Origin of the sequence: Amycolatopsis sp. lyj-84, from assembly GCF_046549075.1 — a bacterium.
Taxonomy (GTDB): Bacteria; Actinomycetota; Actinomycetes; order Mycobacteriales; family Pseudonocardiaceae; genus Amycolatopsis.
Map to the genome: position 1 here is coordinate 59,959 of NZ_JAJPWO010000016.1, position 16,981 is coordinate 76,939.

17 protein-coding genes are annotated in these 16,981 nt (G+C 68.9%); 8 read left to right on the forward strand and 9 right to left on the reverse strand.

Annotated elements, in window-relative coordinates; genetic code table 11:
- Positions 1–138 precede the first annotated feature (138 nt).
- The 5 genes from ACLJRM_RS36350 to ACLJRM_RS36370 all read right to left on the reverse strand — a co-directional run bounded on the left by ACLJRM_RS36350 (position 139) and on the right by ACLJRM_RS36370 (position 5,334).
- Positions 139–978, reverse strand: a complete 840-nt coding sequence (locus ACLJRM_RS36350) for an SDR family NAD(P)-dependent oxidoreductase (protein WP_410665649.1) — start codon at positions 976–978, stop codon at positions 139–141.
- Between the two features lie 216 nt (positions 979–1,194).
- Complete coding sequence (locus ACLJRM_RS36355; RefSeq protein ID WP_410665650.1) at positions 1,195–1,953, reverse strand: arylamine N-acetyltransferase family protein; 759 nt, start codon at positions 1,951–1,953, stop codon at positions 1,195–1,197.
- 89 nt (positions 1,954–2,042) lie between these two features.
- Positions 2,043–2,666 carry a superoxide dismutase gene (locus tag ACLJRM_RS36360; protein WP_037317970.1) on the reverse strand — a complete coding sequence of 208 codons (624 nt, stop codon included), beginning with the start codon at positions 2,664–2,666 and terminating at the stop codon, positions 2,043–2,045.
- Between the two features lie 198 nt (positions 2,667–2,864).
- On the reverse strand, positions 2,865–4,733 hold the full coding sequence (locus tag ACLJRM_RS36365; protein ID WP_410665651.1) for a serine hydrolase domain-containing protein: 1,869 nt from the start codon (positions 4,731–4,733) through the stop codon (positions 2,865–2,867).
- A gap of 88 nt (positions 4,734–4,821) precedes the next feature.
- Complete coding sequence (locus ACLJRM_RS36370; protein WP_410665652.1) at positions 4,822–5,334, reverse strand: hypothetical protein; 513 nt, start codon at positions 5,332–5,334, stop codon at positions 4,822–4,824.
- An 83-nt stretch (positions 5,335–5,417) separates the two neighbouring features.
- Here ACLJRM_RS36370 and ACLJRM_RS36375 point away from each other — a divergent pair, with 83 nt between their 5' ends.
- From ACLJRM_RS36375 to ACLJRM_RS36395, 5 genes are read left to right on the forward strand one after another with little or no spacing between them, the layout of a single operon-like run.
- Positions 5,418–6,509, forward strand: coding sequence for a hemin ABC transporter substrate-binding protein (locus ACLJRM_RS36375; RefSeq protein ID WP_410665653.1), 1,092 nt, complete (start codon positions 5,418–5,420; stop codon positions 6,507–6,509).
- On the forward strand, positions 6,506–7,540 hold the full coding sequence (locus ACLJRM_RS36380) for a FecCD family ABC transporter permease (protein ID WP_410600198.1): 1,035 nt from the start codon (positions 6,506–6,508) through the stop codon (positions 7,538–7,540). The genes ACLJRM_RS36375 and ACLJRM_RS36380 overlap by 4 nt, the downstream gene beginning before the upstream one ends.
- Positions 7,537–8,376, forward strand: coding sequence for a heme ABC transporter ATP-binding protein (locus tag ACLJRM_RS36385; protein WP_410665654.1), 840 nt, complete (start codon positions 7,537–7,539; stop codon positions 8,374–8,376). Before ACLJRM_RS36380 ends, ACLJRM_RS36385 begins: the two co-directional genes overlap by 4 nt.
- Positions 8,373–9,200, forward strand: coding sequence for a hypothetical protein (locus ACLJRM_RS36390; protein WP_410665655.1), 828 nt, complete (start codon positions 8,373–8,375; stop codon positions 9,198–9,200). The genes ACLJRM_RS36385 and ACLJRM_RS36390 overlap by 4 nt, the downstream gene beginning before the upstream one ends.
- A 1-nt stretch (position 9,201) precedes the next feature.
- Positions 9,202–11,073 (forward strand): HtaA domain-containing protein, encoded by a 1,872-nt coding sequence (locus ACLJRM_RS36395; RefSeq protein ID WP_410665656.1) that lies wholly within the window; start codon positions 9,202–9,204, stop codon positions 11,071–11,073.
- 49 nt (positions 11,074–11,122) lie between these two features.
- Here the strand turns inward: ACLJRM_RS36395 and ACLJRM_RS36400 are convergent, their stop codons facing one another.
- The 3 genes from ACLJRM_RS36400 to ACLJRM_RS36410 form a co-directional block, all read right to left on the reverse strand.
- Positions 11,123–11,791 (reverse strand): heme oxygenase (biliverdin-producing), encoded by a 669-nt coding sequence (locus ACLJRM_RS36400; RefSeq protein WP_410665657.1) that lies wholly within the window; start codon positions 11,789–11,791, stop codon positions 11,123–11,125.
- Positions 11,792–11,864: 73 nt separating this feature from the next.
- Positions 11,865–12,458, reverse strand: coding sequence for a TetR/AcrR family transcriptional regulator (locus ACLJRM_RS36405; RefSeq protein WP_101610854.1), 594 nt, complete (start codon positions 12,456–12,458; stop codon positions 11,865–11,867).
- A 24-nt stretch (positions 12,459–12,482) separates the two neighbouring features.
- The gene (locus tag ACLJRM_RS36410; protein WP_410665658.1) at positions 12,483–13,982 is read right to left on the reverse strand and encodes a glutamate-cysteine ligase family protein; all 1,500 of its coding nucleotides are present in this window, start codon (positions 13,980–13,982) and stop codon (positions 12,483–12,485) included.
- Positions 13,983–14,199: 217 nt separating this feature from the next.
- Here ACLJRM_RS36410 and ACLJRM_RS36415 point away from each other — a divergent pair, with 217 nt between their 5' ends.
- The 3 genes from ACLJRM_RS36415 to ACLJRM_RS36425 are packed head-to-tail and all read left to right on the forward strand — an operon-like array spanning position 14,200 to position 16,060.
- A complete protein-coding gene (locus ACLJRM_RS36415) occupies positions 14,200–15,015 on the forward strand; it encodes a TrmH family RNA methyltransferase (protein ID WP_101610852.1) in 816 nt (271 codons plus the stop codon).
- A gap of 27 nt (positions 15,016–15,042) precedes the next feature.
- Positions 15,043–15,663, forward strand: a complete 621-nt coding sequence (locus tag ACLJRM_RS36420; protein WP_101610851.1) for a DUF2537 domain-containing protein — start codon at positions 15,043–15,045, stop codon at positions 15,661–15,663.
- Positions 15,664–15,694: 31 nt separating this feature from the next.
- Positions 15,695–16,060 carry an MmcQ/YjbR family DNA-binding protein gene (locus ACLJRM_RS36425; protein ID WP_410665659.1) on the forward strand — a complete coding sequence of 122 codons (366 nt, stop codon included), beginning with the start codon at positions 15,695–15,697 and terminating at the stop codon, positions 16,058–16,060.
- Between the two features lie 36 nt (positions 16,061–16,096).
- Here the strand turns inward: ACLJRM_RS36425 and sepH are convergent, their stop codons facing one another.
- The gene (sepH, locus tag ACLJRM_RS36430) at positions 16,097–16,942 is read right to left on the reverse strand and encodes a septation protein SepH (protein ID WP_101610849.1); all 846 of its coding nucleotides are present in this window, start codon (positions 16,940–16,942) and stop codon (positions 16,097–16,099) included.
- Positions 16,943–16,981: the final 39 nt, after the last annotated feature.

The window sequence follows — 16,981 nt, forward strand, 5'->3', positions numbered from 1 at the left end:
TCGTTCTAACGCTTCTTGTCGCTCACGACCCCGCTGGAAACCCTCGAAACCTGACACGTGCGGATAGTCGACTTTGCCGGAACCCTGACCTTGAGGGTAGTGAAGGAGTCCTTCACGTCCTGGGGCATCGGCCTTGAGTCACCGCCACCGGGCCGAGGGAGGCGGCTCCAGCGCCTCCCGCAGGTCACCGCCCACCGCGTCCGCGATGTCCTCGACCGTCCACCCGTCCCGCTCGAGGACGGGATCCTTGATCGCGGTCTGGCGGAGGACGCACAGGATGTCGCCGCGGAACCGGAGGATCTGCCCGGTGACCCCCGCCGAAAGGTCGCTGAGGAGGTAGGTCACCAGCGGCGCCACCCGTTCCGGGGTGTGCTCCGGGGTCTGGACGACGCTCGGGTCCCGCTGGGCCATCCGTGTCCAGGCCACCGGCGCGACGGCGTTGACGCGGATGCCGTGGTCGGCCAGATCGGCCGCCCAGGAGGCGGTCATGGAGGCGACGGCGCCTTTCGAGGCCGAGTACGCGGCCGCGCGCCGCTGGCCGATCATCGAGCCGGAGCCCACGTTCACGATCACGCCGCTGCCCCGCTCGCGCATCACGGCCGCCGCCGCGGTCCCGCAGAAGAGCGGGCCCAGCACGTTGACCTCGACCACTTCGCGTATCCGGGCGGGGTCGTCCGCCCACGGTTCGGCGCGGTAGTTGACGCCGGCGTTGTTGACCAGGCCGTCGAGCGTGCCGAACTCGGCGACGCACTGGTCGATCAGTCCGGCGGCATGTCCGGCGTCGGCGACCGAGTCGCCATTGGACACCGCGCGTCCGCCCCGGGCGCGGATCTCACGCGCGACCTCGTCCGCGAGTCCGGCTTCGACGTCGTTCACCACGACCGCGGCGCCCTGTGCGGCCGCATGGTGCGCGAAAGCCCTGCCCAGGCCCTGTCCGGAGCCGGTGATCACCACGGCCTTGCCGCTCAGAAGACTCATGGGGACAGTTTGCCGTCACTCGGAAGGGTGAGATCGGCGTCTCTCGGTCGTACCCCTTGCCGGGGTAGATGAGGTTAGGCTAACCTCATACATGTCCGCTTCGTGGTGGGAGCGGCAGTCAGTTCGGGAACGGACGAAGCCCCGCAACCGGGTTACCCCCGGAGGCGGGGCTTCGTTCATGCCGGGGGTTCATGGTCGAGGACCCCGCCGGTCTGGTCAAGGCCGTTCCGGTACCCGGGCGAGTTCGATCCCGAACTCCTTCCGGTAGACGTCCAGGATCTCCTGATCACTCGAAAGCCTGGTTTCCTCGCGGACGCCGTGGGTGGTGACGATCAGCTTGTCACCCGCCAGGGTGACCCGGCCGTGCTTGGTGGGCAGCGAGCACCTCGGTCCCCGCGTGAAGTCCGACTCCGGCGAGGCCGACTGCCAGAACGCCGTCGGGATGAACTCGTCCAGTGTCCGTGACCGCTGCTCCAGCCGGTACTGGGGCTTGCCGTCCTGGACGACGTCGATGTCGCCGTAGGCGGCGTCGAGGATCAGGAACTCGCCGTCCGGGTCGGCCTGCGACTCGGTGGCGGACAAGCGCAGCGGGAACCGGCTGAACTTGCCGAAGCCGACGTCGGACAGCCACGGCTCGTCGAGCTCCACCCGGACGGCCGCGTGGTCGAACGGTGGTCCGAGGGTGCCGTCCGGCCGGAAGACCTTCGCGGCCTTCAGCGTGGCGTCGAAGCCCAGTTCTCGCAGCAAGGCGGCGAAGAGCCCGTTCAGCTCGTAACAGAAGCCGCCGCGACGCCGTCGCACGATCTTGTCGAACAGCGCTTCGGTCTCCAGGACGATCGGCTCGCCGAGGTGGATGCTCAGGTTCTCGAACGGCACCACCGAGAGATGGCGTTCCTGCAGCACCCGCAGCGCGGCGACGTCCGCGGTGGCGGGACGGTCGAGTCCGAGGCGGTCGAGGTATGCGGCGACGTCCATGCGCCCACCTTGACACCTCGACTTCGCTGGAGGTCAAGCAAGGAAAACGGGGCCCTCCGGAAGGAGAGCCCCGCTTCGTGGTGAGAAGGTCAGCCGAGCAGCAGGCCGTTGCCACCGGCGACGGCGTTGTCGAACCGCTTGGAGATCTCGGCCCAGTTGAAGATGTTCCACAGGGCCTCGACGTACTTCGGCTTCACGTTCTTGTAGTCCAGGTAGAACGCGTGCTCCCAGACGTCGACCAGCAGGATCGGCGTGGTCGGCAGGACCAGGTTGTTGTGGTGGTCACGCAGCTGCTGGGTGATCAGCGTCTTGCCGATCGGGTCCCAGGAGAGCGCGGCCCAGCCGTTGCCCTGGATCGTGGTGGCGACCGCGGTGAACTGCGCCTTGAACTTGTCGAAGGAGCCGAACGCCTCGTCGATCGCGGAGGCCAGCTCGCCGGTCGGCTTGTCGCCGCCTTCCGGGGAAAGGATCTTCCACCACACGACGTGGTTGGCGTGCCCCGCGAGGTGGAACGCCAGCGTGGTCTGCAGGCCGACGATGTCGCCGAAGTTGCCGGCCTCACGGGCTTCGGCGATCTTGTCGAGCGTGTCGTTCGCGCCCTTGACGTAGGTCGCGTGGTGCTTGCTGTGGTGCAGCTCGTTGATCTCGCCCGAGATGTGCGGCGCCAAGGCGCTGTAGTCATAGTCGAGATCGGGGAGCACGTAGCGGGCCATCGGCCCTCCTTCTGTCTTCGACACAAGTTTCCAAGGACGAACTTAGTCGTCTTCACCCGTTTGCGGCGACCGGGGGCGCCGCGTTTCTCCCCAGGTGGAACGACTCGTTCTCAGCAGCTGTACCCGTTGGGCCGACTGCCTGAAACCCACTTTGCTAGCTCTAGTTAGCTGGAGGTCAAGGCAGTGTGACGGCGGTCATCAAGCCAGGTAGGGCAATCCCACCAGGTGATAGGACGCGATTACGCCGAGGAAGGCGATCAGTGCCACGGAAACCACCGTGTAGGTGATCCGGGCGGGCGTGTTCCACCAACCGCGCAGCCATGCGAGCGCCTTGCAGACGACGGCGGCGCCGGTCAGGAGCAGGACGGCATTCGGCAGGAGCAAGGTGACGCTCAGCAACGGGGAGTGTCCGGAGGTCAGCGCGACGGCGGCACCGCTGAGGTCGCTCATGAGCAGGGTGAAACCGACCGCGAACAGCGTCACGGCCAGCGCCGCGGACCAGGCGGCCACGGTCGCGAAACGGGCGCCCTTCGAGTACCGCTCCCGGCCGCGCCGGACGAACGCGCGGATCGGCCACCACAGCAGCGCGCCCAGCAGGAGCAGCAGCGCGATACCGAGGATCAGCAGGTGCGTGGAGGACGACTCGAGCCACGACATGCGTTCGTAGGAGGAGTTCGGGTCGTCGCCGGAGAAGAGCAGGACCTGCCCGCCGGACTCGCGGAACGCGATCCGCTCGCCGCCCTCGTCGGTGAACAGCCCGGGCTCGGTCTGCGTCCAGCGCCGGGTGCCTTCGCCGAGGCCGGATGTCGTCAGCACGCCGTCACCGTCCGCGGTCACCGAGACGGCGCCCGCGAGCGCACGGACCTTTGTGAAGTCGTCGAAGTCCAGCCTGGTGCTGTTGTAGCTGCCCTCGAACCGTGAGACGTCGCCGGCCAGCGGTTTCGGCGCAGGGACGGGTGCGGCGGGATGCAACCGGTCGAGGAACGCCTTCAAGGCCTCGAAGGTGACCGCGGCGGCGTCGCCGGAGAACGCGCCGCCGTTGAACGTCAGGTAGACGCCGGTGTTCTTCTCCGGGATCAGCTCCAGCACGCTCAGGAATCCCGGCGAGTCACCGACCTTCTCCACCAGGCGCAGCCCGTTCAGCCGCCGTTCCGAGAAGCCGAAGCCCACTCCGGGCAGACGCGGGTCGTTGCGGAACCGCGCGCCGTGCATCTGGTCGAGCAGGGAGCGGCTGAACGTACCGGGCACGAGGTTCGCGGAGAGGTAGCGGCCCATGTCCGCGGGGGTGGCGACGTTCCCGTCGCCCGCGGGCGGTTCCGGGCCGTAGTTCGCGGGCGGGACGACCTGCGCCGAGCCGTCCCAGCGGTGGCCGGTGGCCAGCGGGACGTCCGGAGTGGGCTGCGCGACGCTGCTGTTCTTCATTCCCAACGGTTCGAAGATGTGCTGACGGACATAGTCCGCATAGGACTGTCCGGAAGCGAGCTCGACGAGGTGCCCGGTGAGGGCGAAGCCGTAGTTGGAGTAGGCGGCGTACTCGCCGGGCGGCCGGACGCGGGTGGGGATCTCCGTCGCCAGGTGTTCCGCGAGCGGCGGAAGCTTCTCGTCGCGCGGGGTGAACATCCGGTACACGTGGTCTTCGAACCCCGCGGTGTGGGTCAGCAGGGAGAAGAGGGTGACCGGACGGCCGGGGAAGGTGTCGGGCAACTGGAACGACTTCAGGTAGCCGTTGACGTCGGCGTCCAGCGCGAGCTTGCCCTGCTCGACCAGCTGCATCGCGGCCGTGGCGGCGATCGACTTGCCGACCGAGTTGATCAGGAAGCCCGTGCGCTCCGGGTCCACCTTCGCCTGAGTGTCTATTGAGGACACTCCGTAGCCCTTGGAGAAGACGGTCTTGCCCCCTTCGACGACCACCACGGCGGCACCGGGAATGTGATGTTCGGCAAGGCTTCGAGGGACGATCTCGTCGAAGACCCCGGCGGCGGAGGACGGGGTGGCGGCCTGGGCGGCGGGAGCCGTGACGATCGTCGTGAGGGTCAAAAGTACGGCGGTGGCCGCGATCCGGAACATACCTGGAAAATTAGGGTCTTCCGGGGTGTCACGGGATCCGGTGGGCCGCCGATCGTGGGGTAGGGCGAGCCCTACCCCACGGCCCGCGTCAGGAGAACGAAACCGGGATGAAGACGTCCGAGTTCCGGTTGTTGGACGCGAAGTGGTCGCGCCGCGAGACGAGGGCACACGTCACCGACGGGTCCGAACAATCGAGGCCGTTGTTGACCTCGGCGATCCGGATCTGGGTGGTGAAGGTGCCGTTCGCGGCGATCGGCGAGGAGCCGCCGGGGAAGTTGGTGACCCAGGAGGACGGGCCGACACCGGAGCCGCCCTGGCCGTCGCCGCCCGCGCAGGGGCTCGGCTTGGTGCCGTAGCTGTAGTCCTCGGGCACGGCGCACAGTGCGACGTAGTAGCCCTCGGCGGAGCTGAAGCCGCTGCCCGTGACGGTGATGGTCTCACCGGCGGCGGCGAGGCCGGTGGCGTTGGAGGCGGAGAGGGTCTTGCCGTTGTTGGTCGCATTGCCCGGCGCGGCCGAGGCCGGGGCCGCGAGCGCGGTGACGGCCGCGGTGGCGGCGGTCGTGACCAGTGCGGCGCGGAGCAGGACCGATCTCTTCGACATGGGTAGTTCCCTTCGATCACAAGGAGGTCACAGCCTTAGGCAAGGCTTACCTATCGCCAGGTAAATATGGTTAGCCTTGCCTAATGTTGTCAAGGGGGTTGCTGCCCACGGTCGCTCTGCTCCTCGTCATCGTTGTCAGCGGCTGCTCGGCACCGCCCTTGGCGACCACGAAAGCGGTCGAATCCGGTGCCGATCTCCGGCCGCTTTCCCAGGTCGAGCCCTTGGCGGAGCCGAAAACCCGGACCGGACCCGGTACCGCGCGCCTGGCGCAGGCGGACATCGCCGGCGACAAACCGGCGGCGCGGCATCTTCCGGCGACGATCACCGACCACCAGGGCACACCGGTCACGGTGACCGACACCAGCCGGATCCTCGCCTTCGACATGTCCGGCACCCTCGCGGCGACCGTGTTCGGCCTCGGCCTCGGCGGCAACGTCGTCGGCCGGGACGTCTCCACCGGGTTCCCGTCGGCCAGGAACCTGCCGCTGGTCACCGTGAACGGCCATCGGCTCAACGCCGAGGCGATCCTGGCGCTGCGGCCGACCGTGGTGATCACCGACACCACACTGGGCCCCTGGGACGTCGTGCTGCAGTTGCGCGCGTCCGGGGTGCCCGTCGTCGTCGTGGACGCGAAGCGCTCGATGGACAACGTCGGCGACATCGTGCGCCAGGTCGCCGCCGCGCTGGGCGTGCCGGAGTCCGGCGAACGCCTCGCGACGCGGCTGGCCGGTGAGGTGGACGCCAAGAAGGCGGAGATCGCGAAGCTCGCCCCCGCCGATCCGGCCCGCAAACTCCGCGTCGTCTTCCTGTACATGCGCGGGCAGGCCGGGGTGTATCACCTGTTCGGCAAGGGTTCCGGCGCCGATTCGCTGATCGGCGCGCTCGGCGCCGTCGACGTCGCCACCGAGGCGGGGATCGAGGGCATGCGCCCGGTCAACCCGGAGGCGCTGGCCAAGGCGAAACCCGACGTGATCCTCATGATGACCAAGGGACTCGAGTCCGTCGGCGGGGTCGACGGCGCGCTCCAGGTGCCCGGCGTCGCGCAGACCCCCGCCGGGCAGCACCGCCGTATCGTCGACATGGCGGACTCGCAGATCCTGAGCTTCGGACCGCTCACCGCCGGCGTGCTCGACGCGCTGGCACGGGCCCTCTACACCCCGGGTGACCCAGGATGAACCGCGGTTTCCGGGTGACGGCGGTCTTCGCCGTGCTGATCGCCGGTGTCCTCGGGATCTCGCTCGTGTCCGCGGGCAGCGGGCAGTTCGGCATCCCGCTGTCGCAGGTCTTCGATTCGGTGCTGCACCGGTTCGGGCTCGCGGAACCGCGGCTGGACCCGTTCGCCGAGGGCGCGCTGTGGCAGGTCCGCTTCCCCCGCGTGGTGATGACGTTGCTGGTCGGCGGGGTCCTCGGGGTCTGCGGCGCGTTGATGCAGGGGGTGTTCGGCAATCCGCTCGCCGAACCGGCCGTGGTCGGGGTCTCGTCCGGGGCCGCCGTCGGCGCGAGTCTGTCCATTGTGGCCGGTTGGACCTTCTTCGGCGCCTTCACCACGCCCGCCTTGGGATTCGCCGGTGGGCTCGTCACGACACTGCTCGTTTACGCGCTTTCGCGGTCGCGCGGGCGCTCCGAGGTGGTCACGCTGATCCTGACCGGGGTCGCGGTCAACGCGGTCGCGATGGCGATCATCTCGTTCCTGATGTTCTCCGCCGACCAGGCCGCTCGCGAGCAGATCGTGTTCTGGCAACTGGGTTCGCTGGCCGGTTCGCGCTGGCCGTACGTCGTCACCGTGCTGCCGCTGGTCGCCGTCGGGGTCGTCGTGTCGATCGCGCTCGCGCGGAAACTCGACCTCCTCGCACTGGGGGAGCGGCAGGCCCGGCATCTCGGCGTGGACGTCGAGAAGCTGCGGCTCGGCGCTGTCGTGGTCGTCGCGCTGATGGCGGCGGCGGCCGTTTCGTACTCGGGGATCATCGGGTTCGTCGGCCTGATCGTGCCGCACGGGCTGCGGATGCTGCTCGGTCCCGGGCACCGCGTGCTGATCCCGGCGAGCCTCTTCGGCGGCGCGCTGCTGCTCGCCGCGGCGGATCTCGGCGCCAGGACCCTCTTCACCTACGCGGATCTGCCGATCGGCATGCTGACAGCGCTCGTCGGCGGCCCGTTCTTCTTCTGGCTGCTGCTGCGCACCCGGCGTCGATCGGGAGGCTGGGCATGAGCTTCTTCTCCCGGCGGGACATCGCCTTGCCCGAACCCGTGGAACGCGGTGCCGTCGCCGCCGAACTGGAGCGGGTTTCTTACGCGGTGGAAGGGAAAACCCTGCTTCGCGAGGTCTCGTTGCGGCTGCACGCGGGCGAGGTCCTCGCGGTCGTCGGACCCAACGGCGCGGGCAAGTCCACCACGCTCGGCCTGCTCGCCGGGGACCTCCGGCCGGAATCGGGCCGCGTCCTCGTCGCGGGGAAGGACTTGAGCGGCTGGAGCGGAATCGAACTCGCGCGGTTGCGTTCGGTCCTGCCGCAGCAGAACACCGTGACCTTCCCGTTCACCGTCGCCGAGGTCGTCCGGATGGGCCGGACGCCTTGGGAGGGAACGGAAGCCAAAGACTTCGACGAGACAGAGATCGCGGCCGCGCTCAAGGCGACCGGGATGACCGAGTTCGCCGAACGCCGGTTCACCACGTTGTCCGGCGGCGAGCAGGCGCGGGCCGCGCTCTCGCGGGTACTCGCGCAACGGGCGGGTGTCCTGCTGCTCGACGAACCCACCGCCGCACTGGATCTCCGGCACAGCGAGGAAATCCTCACCCTCGCGACCGCGCGGGCCGAGGCGGGGGACGCGGTGCTCGTCGTCTTGCACGACCTCGGGCTCGCCGCCGCGTACGCGGACCGGGTCGCTGTGCTGTCCGAAGGAGAGTTGGCCGCCGAGGGCACCCCCGCCGAAGTGCTGACGGAGTCGTTGCTCAGCGAGGTCTACCGGCATCCCGTGGAGGTCCTCATCCATCCCCGCACCGGGAAACCGATCGTCCTGCCCCACCGAGCGGCCGAGGAGCGCCGATGAAGAAGCTGACGATACTGGCCGTCGCCGCGGGCCTGCTCATGATCGCCGCGCCGATGCCCGCCGCCGCGGCGGGCGCGAGAGTGACGTTCTCGCCCGGCTCCGCGGATCCGGAGTACGCGACGTCCTTGCAGGTCAAGGGAACCGGATTCCAGTCCGTGCCGAAGGGGTACGGCGGGATCTACCTGTTGTTCGGCTGGGTCGCCGACGGCGCGTGGCAGCCGAGCCAGGGCGGCGCGGCCGGCGCGAGCTACCGCTACGTGAAGGACAAGGAGACCAAGGACAACAACGGTTTCCAGCGGTTCCTCGCCTTCCCCGGCAGCGACACGGCGTCCGCGGCCAACGGCGAGATCGCCGCCGACGGGACCTGGTCGACGAAGATCGTGCTCCCCGGCGCGCGGTTCAAGGCCGCCGACCGGACCGGGAACATCGTCGACGTCGACTGCCTCAAAGTCCGTTGTGGACTGATCACGGTCGGCGCGCACGGCGTGGTCAACGCGAACAACGAGACCTTCACCCCGGTGGCGTTCGCGGTGCCGAAGGCGCCCACGACCCAGGCCGTCGCGCCGCCGCCTCCTTCGTCTTCACCGGCGCCGCCGCCCTCCTCCGGCGCGGCGCCGGTGTCGTCCTCGGCGCCACCACCGGTGTCCACTGTGGAATCCCAGCCCGTGGCGGCTCCGGCTCCGGCCGTGCAGCCCACCGCGCAGAGCGGGGAGTCCGGTTCGTGGTGGTGGATCGCCGTCGTGGCGGGTGTGGTGCTGATCGCCGCGCTCGCCGTCCCCCTGATCCGGGCCCGCAAGCGGACCCGAAACGCGGAAGGTGAATGAAGTGTCCTTGCGAAGATGGGGCGCCGTGCTGGCCGGTGCGGCGCTGGTGGCCGGGATCGCCGTCACCCCGGCGCTCGCCGCCGATCCGTTCACGCCGAAGGTGACCGTGACGCCGAGCACCGGGCTCGACCCGGCGGGCACGAAGATCGTCGTCAAGGGCACCGGATTCGATCCGGCCGTCAACGACGCCAAGGGTTTCGGCCTCCGGGTGGGCCCGGCGAAGGCCGATGTCCGCGACCGAACCGGTAAGGACTTCCAGGTCAGCAGACTGATCAAGAAGGGCGCGGTCGGCAGCCAGATCCCGCTCGACGACGGCGGGAACTGGGAATACACGGTCACGATCAAGGCCGAGTACGTCGCGAGCGGCACGACCTACAGCGCGAAGACGCAGCCGTTCAGCCTGTTCGTCTTCGGCTGGGACACCCCGGTGCTCACCTGGGACAGCAAGACGCCGCTGAAGTTCACCGGGATCGGTGATCCGGATCCCGGACCGGGTGACGCCGGCGCCGGGCTCGGCTGGGGGGTCCGTCAGTCCTGGCGGAGCTACATCACCCGGGGCGGCGGCACGGTGACGCCGTCGAACGGGGCGGTGCTGGATCCCTCGGCGCCGAACGTCGAGCCGTTCCCGTACAAATGGAAGTACGGATCGTCCACATGGGACTCCGGCAAGGGCGTGGTCTCGTACACCGGCCAGGTCGCGTACACCTTCGAGGCGCACACGATCTGGGACTTCACTCTCGCCGACCCCCGGATCACCTTCGCCGGTGACGGCACCGGGAAGCTCACCGCGAAGGTCGGCTATTCCTTCTACGGCACCAAAGCCGCGCCCACGAAGGTGAGGGCACCGTCCGACGTGGTGTTCGCCGATCTCAAGCTGAAGGCGCCGTCGCAGGCGGGGGACAACGTCGTCGTCGACATCGAGTCGGCGAAACTGACCAAGGAAGGCGCCGACGCGTTCGCCGGTTTCTACCAGCCGGGTGAAGACGTCGACGCGGGCCGGATCGCGTTCCCCGGCAAAGTCGGCTCCCCGCCCACGACGACCACGCCGACTTCCCCGCCGACGTCCACCTCCGGTCCCGCACCGACCACGACGACCTCCTCGTCGGCGTGCGTGTTCACCCCGGGCTCGGTGGCGCAGGGAAACCTGTTGTGGGGCTTCAAACAGAGCTTCCGCCGCTACGTCGGCATCGGGACGGGCACGTCGATCACCGCGGCCGACGGCGTCGAGATCACCGACATCGACAAGATCGCCGGGACGGGTCCGCCGAGCGGGGCTTACCGGTGGGGCTTCGAGAGCGCTCAGTACAAATCGGCGACCGAGTTCACGACGCAGTTCCGGGGCAAGGTGACCTTCAGTTATCCGAGCCACTCCTTCGAGCTGTCGATCGGACGGCCGAAGGTGGTCGTGGCGCAGGGGAAGGGCACGCTCTACGCCGACGTCGAACTGAAGACGACCGGCGGGGCGCCTTCGCCGCCGGTCGACCGTCCAGGGGTCGCGCTCGCTTCACTGGACCTTTCGGCGGTGAAGACCACCGAGGGCGCGGGAGTGGTGAGCGTCGCCGGGATCAAGGTCGTCTTGGGCAACGCGGACGCGTTCGCGAAGTTCTACAAGGTCGGCGAGGTGCTCGACGACGCGACGGTGACCCTGGGCGCCGCGTGCGCGAACCTGCCCGGTGGTGCCGGGGCCGGTCCGGGTCCTGGCGCCGGTTCGGGTTCCGGCTCGGACGACCTGGTGCCGGACGTGAAGTACCGGCCGGACTCGGCGCTGGCGTCGACCGGAGTCGACGGCGGCGTGTGGCTGCTGTGGGGTCTGCTGCTGGTGGGCGGCGGACTGGCGCTGGTGACGATGGTGACGCGACGCAAGAGAGCGTAGGGCTCGTGAGTGGTAAGGACGGTTAGAACCGTCCTTACCACTCACGAGGTCAAGCGGCCCGGTACGTGTCCAGCTCTCCGGCCAGCTCGTCGAAGACCGCGATGTTGCACTCGAAGGCCACGATCGCCTCGTCGATCAGCCGCGCGCGCTCGTCCTCGCTCCACGGCGCCGAGTTCAGCTGCTCGCGGTAGTTGTCCCGGAACTTGGGCGCGCTGCCCAGCTGGTCGAAGTGGTAGAACAGCGAACCCGCCTCGCTGACCTCGTACTTGCGCTCCAGCAGCCGCCGGATGACCTGGCCGCCGGCGATGTCGCCGAGGTAGCGGGTGTAGTGGTGGGCGACGAAGCCGCCGGACCAGTCCGACGCCTCGGCCACGCGCCGCGCGTAGCGCTCGGTCGACGGCAGCGGGCGGACGGTCTCGCGCCAGTCCGGGCCGACGAGGTGTTCGAGGTCGCGTTCGAGGCTCGGCAGCCGCCGCAGCTCCTCGAAGACGAACTTGCCCGCCACCGGGTCCTGCGCCAGCTTGTCGGCGGCCTGCTCGATGGCCTGGTAGATGAAGTAGTACTGGATCACCAGCCGGGTGTACCCCTCGAGCGTGAGCTCGCCGCCGAGCAGCGCGTTCATGTACACGGAGTGGTTGGCCCGCTCGTGGGCGGGCAACGTGGAGGCGCGCAGGGCCGAGGAGAACGGCCCGGATTCGACGTCGGTGGTCACCGGCATGGGCAGAGCCTCCAAGCATCGTTCTGACATGCTGTCAGAAAGAGCGTAAGGCACAACTGCGGGTTAGGCTACCCTAATCTTCAAGGTTTTCCGCCATTCCGACCGCTCTGAGCACGAAGCGGACGGCTCCTTCGATCGCGTCGTCCAGCCGTTCGGGTGGTACGTCGACGACCTGGCGGCTGCCCAGCGCGGCGGTGATCATCGGGATCAGCACGTCGGGATCCTCCTCCGGCACACCCTCGGCGAGGATCTCGCGGAGCTGGCCGGTGATGGGGTCGGCGTGCGCGCTGATCCTCCGGTACGCCGCGGGTGCCAGCGCCGACGCGAGCGCCGTCCCGGGCGGCAGGTGGTACTCGGCCAGCACCCGCAGCTGCAGCCGGACGAACGTCGAAAGCTTCGCGACCGGGGTGTCGGCGGTCGCGACCGCTGCCGTCAGCCGTTCGACGTACCGTGTCGCCTCGTCCTCGACGAAGGCGACCAGCAGGCTCTCCTTGTCGGGGAAGTGGTTGTACATCGCCGTCCGGCCGAGGCCCGCTTCGGCGGCGACACCCGCGAGCGTGATCGCGTCGAACCCGCGCTCGTACAGCTGCCCGCGCAGGACGTCGAACACCCTGCTGCGGACCTCACGCCGGTGCTCCTCCAACGACCGGCCGATGATCTTGGGCAAGCGCCACCTCCCTGGGAGGTCAGCCTAAGCCTCGAGCGACCAGGTGTGCACCGGCGTCTCGGTCGCCGACAGCTCCAGGTACCGGCCCAGCATCCGGTTCAGCGCGGTCTCCCGCTCGGCGCCGCGCTCCTCCGCGCGCAGGACGTACTCCCGCTGCCACGCCGCGCCGGTCCGCCTGGTGAGACACCGTTGCTCGATGATGCCCAGGTAGCGCTCTCGCGCCTCGTCCGAAACATCCGAACGGCGTAGTCCTTCGTGGGCCAGCGGCAGCAGGACCCGCAGCACCAGCTCGTCCGGCGGGATCCAGCCGATGCCCGGCCAGTACAGCTGCGCGTCGAAACCCTTTCGCGCGCCCGCGTACATGTTCTCCTCGGCCGCCTGGAACGACATCTGTGTCCACACTGGACGGTCGGCTTCGGCGAGCGCCCTTTGCGCGCCGTAGAAGAAGGCGGCGTTCGCGACCATGTCGACGACGGTCGGGCCGGCGGGGAGCACCCGGTTCTCCACCCGCAGATGCGGCAGGCCGTCGACGACGTCGTAGACCGGCCGGTTCCAGCGCCAGACGGTGCCGTTGTGCATCCGCAGTTCGGTGAGTTTCGGGGCTTGACCGGAGTCGAGCGCCTCGACCGGGTCCTCGCTGTCGGTTTCGGGCAGCAGGCCGGGGAAGTACCGGACGTTCTCCTCGAACAGATCGAAGATCGACGTGATCCATCGCTCGCCGAACCACACCCTCGGCCGCACGCCCTGGTTCTTCAATTCCTCCGGCCGGGTGTCCGTGGCCTGCAGGAACAGCGGGATCCGGGTCTCGTGCCAGAGTGTCTTGCCGAGCAGGAACGGCGAATTCGCGCCGACGGCGATCTGCACCCCGGCCAGCGCCTGCGCCGCGTTCCAATGCGCCGCGAATTCCTCCGGCGCGACCTGCAGATGCAGCTGAACCGACGTGCAGGCGGCTTCGGGCAGGATCGATTCGGAGTAACTGCGCAGCCGCTCGGGCTGCCTGCCCGGCAGGGGAGCGCCCTCCATGGAGAGCACGGTCCGCTCACCGCGCGCGGCGAAGATCCGGTCGTTGAGCAGCGAATACCGGGCGTTGTTGGTGAGCCACTTCTGGTCGAAGTGCTCGTGCCGCAGGGTCGGGAGGATGCCGATCATCGCCAGTGAGGCGCCGGATTCCTCGGCCTTGCGCGCGGCCGCGCCCAGATACGCGCGGAGATCCTCCTCCAGCTGCAACGCGGACTCGCCGGCCAGCGGCCTCGGCGGCACGTTGAGTTCCAGGTTGTGCTGGCCGAGTTCCGTGGTGAACGACGGATCGTTCAGCGCGTCGAGGACCGTCGTGTTCGTCATCGACGGGCGTAGTTCGGCGTCGACCAGATTGAGTTCGACCTCTAGCCCGATGTTCTTGCGAGGGAAGGAAAAACTTCCATCGGTGAGCATACGGGCCAGGGTGTCGAGACAGCGCTGGACCTTTCGGCGGTAACGTCCGCGATCCTGCGGTCCGCAGGGTTCCGCAGAAAGATCCTTACCCATGTTCGTAGAGCTCCTCATTGGCCACGCTCCGCGGGATTCCAGGCGGGACTGCCAGGCGGCCCAACGGTTTCACGCATCGCCGTCGCCCGGCTAGCGGCCAAACTGGTGCTCTCTGTCACCAGGGGTTAACTTACAGCAAAATACGCCCGTTCGTACCACCTGCCGGTAGACGTTCGGAGGCAAACGGCTCGCGGCGGGCGGATGACACACTCTCCGGGTGGCCGAACTGATCACCATCGACGACCCCGCCGACCCGCGGGTCGACGATTTCCGCGACTTGTCCACAGCCGATCGGCGGCCAGACAGGCCGGGCGGGCGCGGCTTCGTGATCGCCGAAGGCACCGTCGTCGTCGAGCGTCTTCTCAAGTCCCGGTACCCGGTGCGAGCCCTCCTCGGAGTGGAGCGGCGATTCCGCGAATTGGGCGCCGACCTGGCGAAAGTCGACGCCCCCGGCTATATGACGTCGGCCGATACGATGGCCGAGGTGGTCGGATTCCACCTGAATCGCGGGGTGCTGGCCGTCGCGGACCGGCCCGTTCCGCCGCCCACGGTGGAAGAGGTCATCGACGGCGCGCGCGTGCTCGCGGTGCTCGAAGGCGTCGGTGACCACGAGAATCTCGGTTCGCTGTTCCGCAACGCCGCCGCGCTCGGTGTCGACGGGGTCCTGCTCGGCGGCGGCTGCTCGGATCCGCTGTACCGGCGCAGCGTCCGCGTTTCGATGGGGCACGTCCTGCGTGTCCCGTTCGCCACGTTCGGATCGTGGCCATCGGACCTGGAACTGCTGCGGGAACGCGGTTTTCGTATCGCGGCCCTCACTCCTCGTGCGGATTCCGTTTCGCTGCGCCAGTTGCGAGACCAGGCACCGGAGAAGGTCGCGTTGATGCTGGGCGCCGAGGGCCCCGGCCTGACCGAAGAGGCCATCGCCGCCGCCGACGTCGCGGTGCGGATTCCGATGCCGGAGGGCGTCGACTCGCTGAATGTCGCCACAGCGGGCGCGATCGCGTTCTACGAGACGCGTCCCCCGCTATCGTGAGCACCCGAGCGATCACGAGGAGAACCCATGGAATTGCGGATCCGTGAGGGACGCGCGGTGCTGGCCGGGCCCGGCGGCGAAACCGCCCGCGAGGTGGACCCGCATTCACTCGCGATTGGTTCAGACCTCGCCCAGGCGTTGCACGAGTGGGCGCGCGTCGCGTCCGCGGTCGGATCCGCCGCCCGTCCTGGCGAAACCGGCACCGAGGCCGCTTCCGTGGTTTCCCAGCGGGGCCGCCAGCTCGCCCAGCGGGTCGCCGCCACGATGGGCACGTCGGTCCGGTTCGTCGACCCCGTCTCCGGCGACGGCGTCATGATCGACCCGCCCGCCCCCACCCCCCGCAACGAACTCGCGCGGCGCCTTTTCGGCACGCCGGACCCCGCCGGGGAGCCGACGCCGTGGCTGACCGGCCTGACCGTCTCCGCGTTCGCCGCGGCCGTGGTCGTCGTCGCGATGCTGGCGCTGGCGAACACCCTCGCGCGTGAGACCAACGGCTGGCTGGCGCTGCTCGCGTCCGCCGTCGTGACCGGCGGGATCACGCCGTCGCTGTGGCTCGCGCGGCGCGTCCCGATCGTGCGGTGGGCGTCCTTCGGGGCCGCCGCCGGGATCGTGATCGCGTGGATCGGCGTGCTGATCGTCGTCTTCTAGACACGTTCGCGGAACGGGGATACTGAGATCCATGGCCGGTGATCCGCTCATTTTGCTCAGGCGGCTGTGCCTCGCGCTGCCGGAGACCTCCGAGCGGCTCAGTCACGGCGAGCCGACCTGGTTCGTGCGCGGCAAGAAGACGTTCGTCATGTACGCCGATCAGCATCACGACGACAAGCTGGCCTTCTGGTGCCCGGCGCCGCCCGGGGCGCAGGAGGAACTGGTGGGCGCCGAGCCGGAGCGATTCTTCCGGCCGCCGTACGTCGGGCACCGGGGATGGCTCGGGGTGCGGCTGGACGTCGACGTCGACTGGGCCGAGATCGAGCGGATCGTCACCGACGCGTACTGCCTCGTGGCGCCGAAATCCCTGGTCGCGCAGGTCCCTGGACGCACGTAATGGCCCCTCCACCGGAAGGGGCCATTACGTGCGAATTCAACCTCGTTGCGATCGGACGCCCAGTAGGACGTCTTCCCAGGATGGGACTATGGGGTGGTTCTTCTTCCCCTTCGCCCGTGGGGCGGGTTCGGCCACTTCCGCCGGCTCGTCAGCCGCGGGAGGTGGCTCGATGTCTTCTTCCGGCTCCGCTATCGGCGCGTCGATCACCTTCGCGACCTGCTCTTCGGGAGCACTGTCGAGAGTGGGTTGGACGACGGCTTCCTTGGCCGGTTCCAGTGCCCGGACCGTACGCGGAGCGCGGTAAGCGTTGGGGTTGAGCAGGACTTCGGCGTTCTCGTCGAGCGCCTGCACGGTGCCGCCGTGCGCGCCGGGCGCGAACGACCAGTGCGCGCGGTTGTCCGACCGGCCGGCCTTCCAGCTCAGCACGACGACCCACTTGCCGTCGTCGCCTCGCCAAGAGTCCCAGGTCGCCTGGCTGTAGTCGTGGCCGCGGAGACCGAACGAGTGCGCCATGACCTCGCCGAGCGTCTGCACGTCGGGGCCGTCTTCGCGGATCGGGTGCGCGCGCTGGGCCAGTTCGGCGGTACGCGAACGCTCGAGCAGGACCGGGTACGCGAACCGCTCGACACGCTGCACGGTGACGCCGGCGCTGCTCGCGACCTGCTCCACGGACTCACCGGCCCGGATTCGTGCCTGGATCTCGCGTGGCCGCATTTGGCTCTCCAACTCGATCTCGATCTGGCCGAGGCGGGTGATGTCACCCCTCGCCGCCGCTCGCAGCCTCTCATCCGCGGGGAGCAGGAAACGCGTGCGGCTCGCCGGGTCTTCGCACACGATGGACTTACCGTCCTCGTGCAGCCCGACCACTCGTAGCGCTCGCATTTTCGCCTCCCCTGCTCTTCACCTTTGTGGGTGTCAACG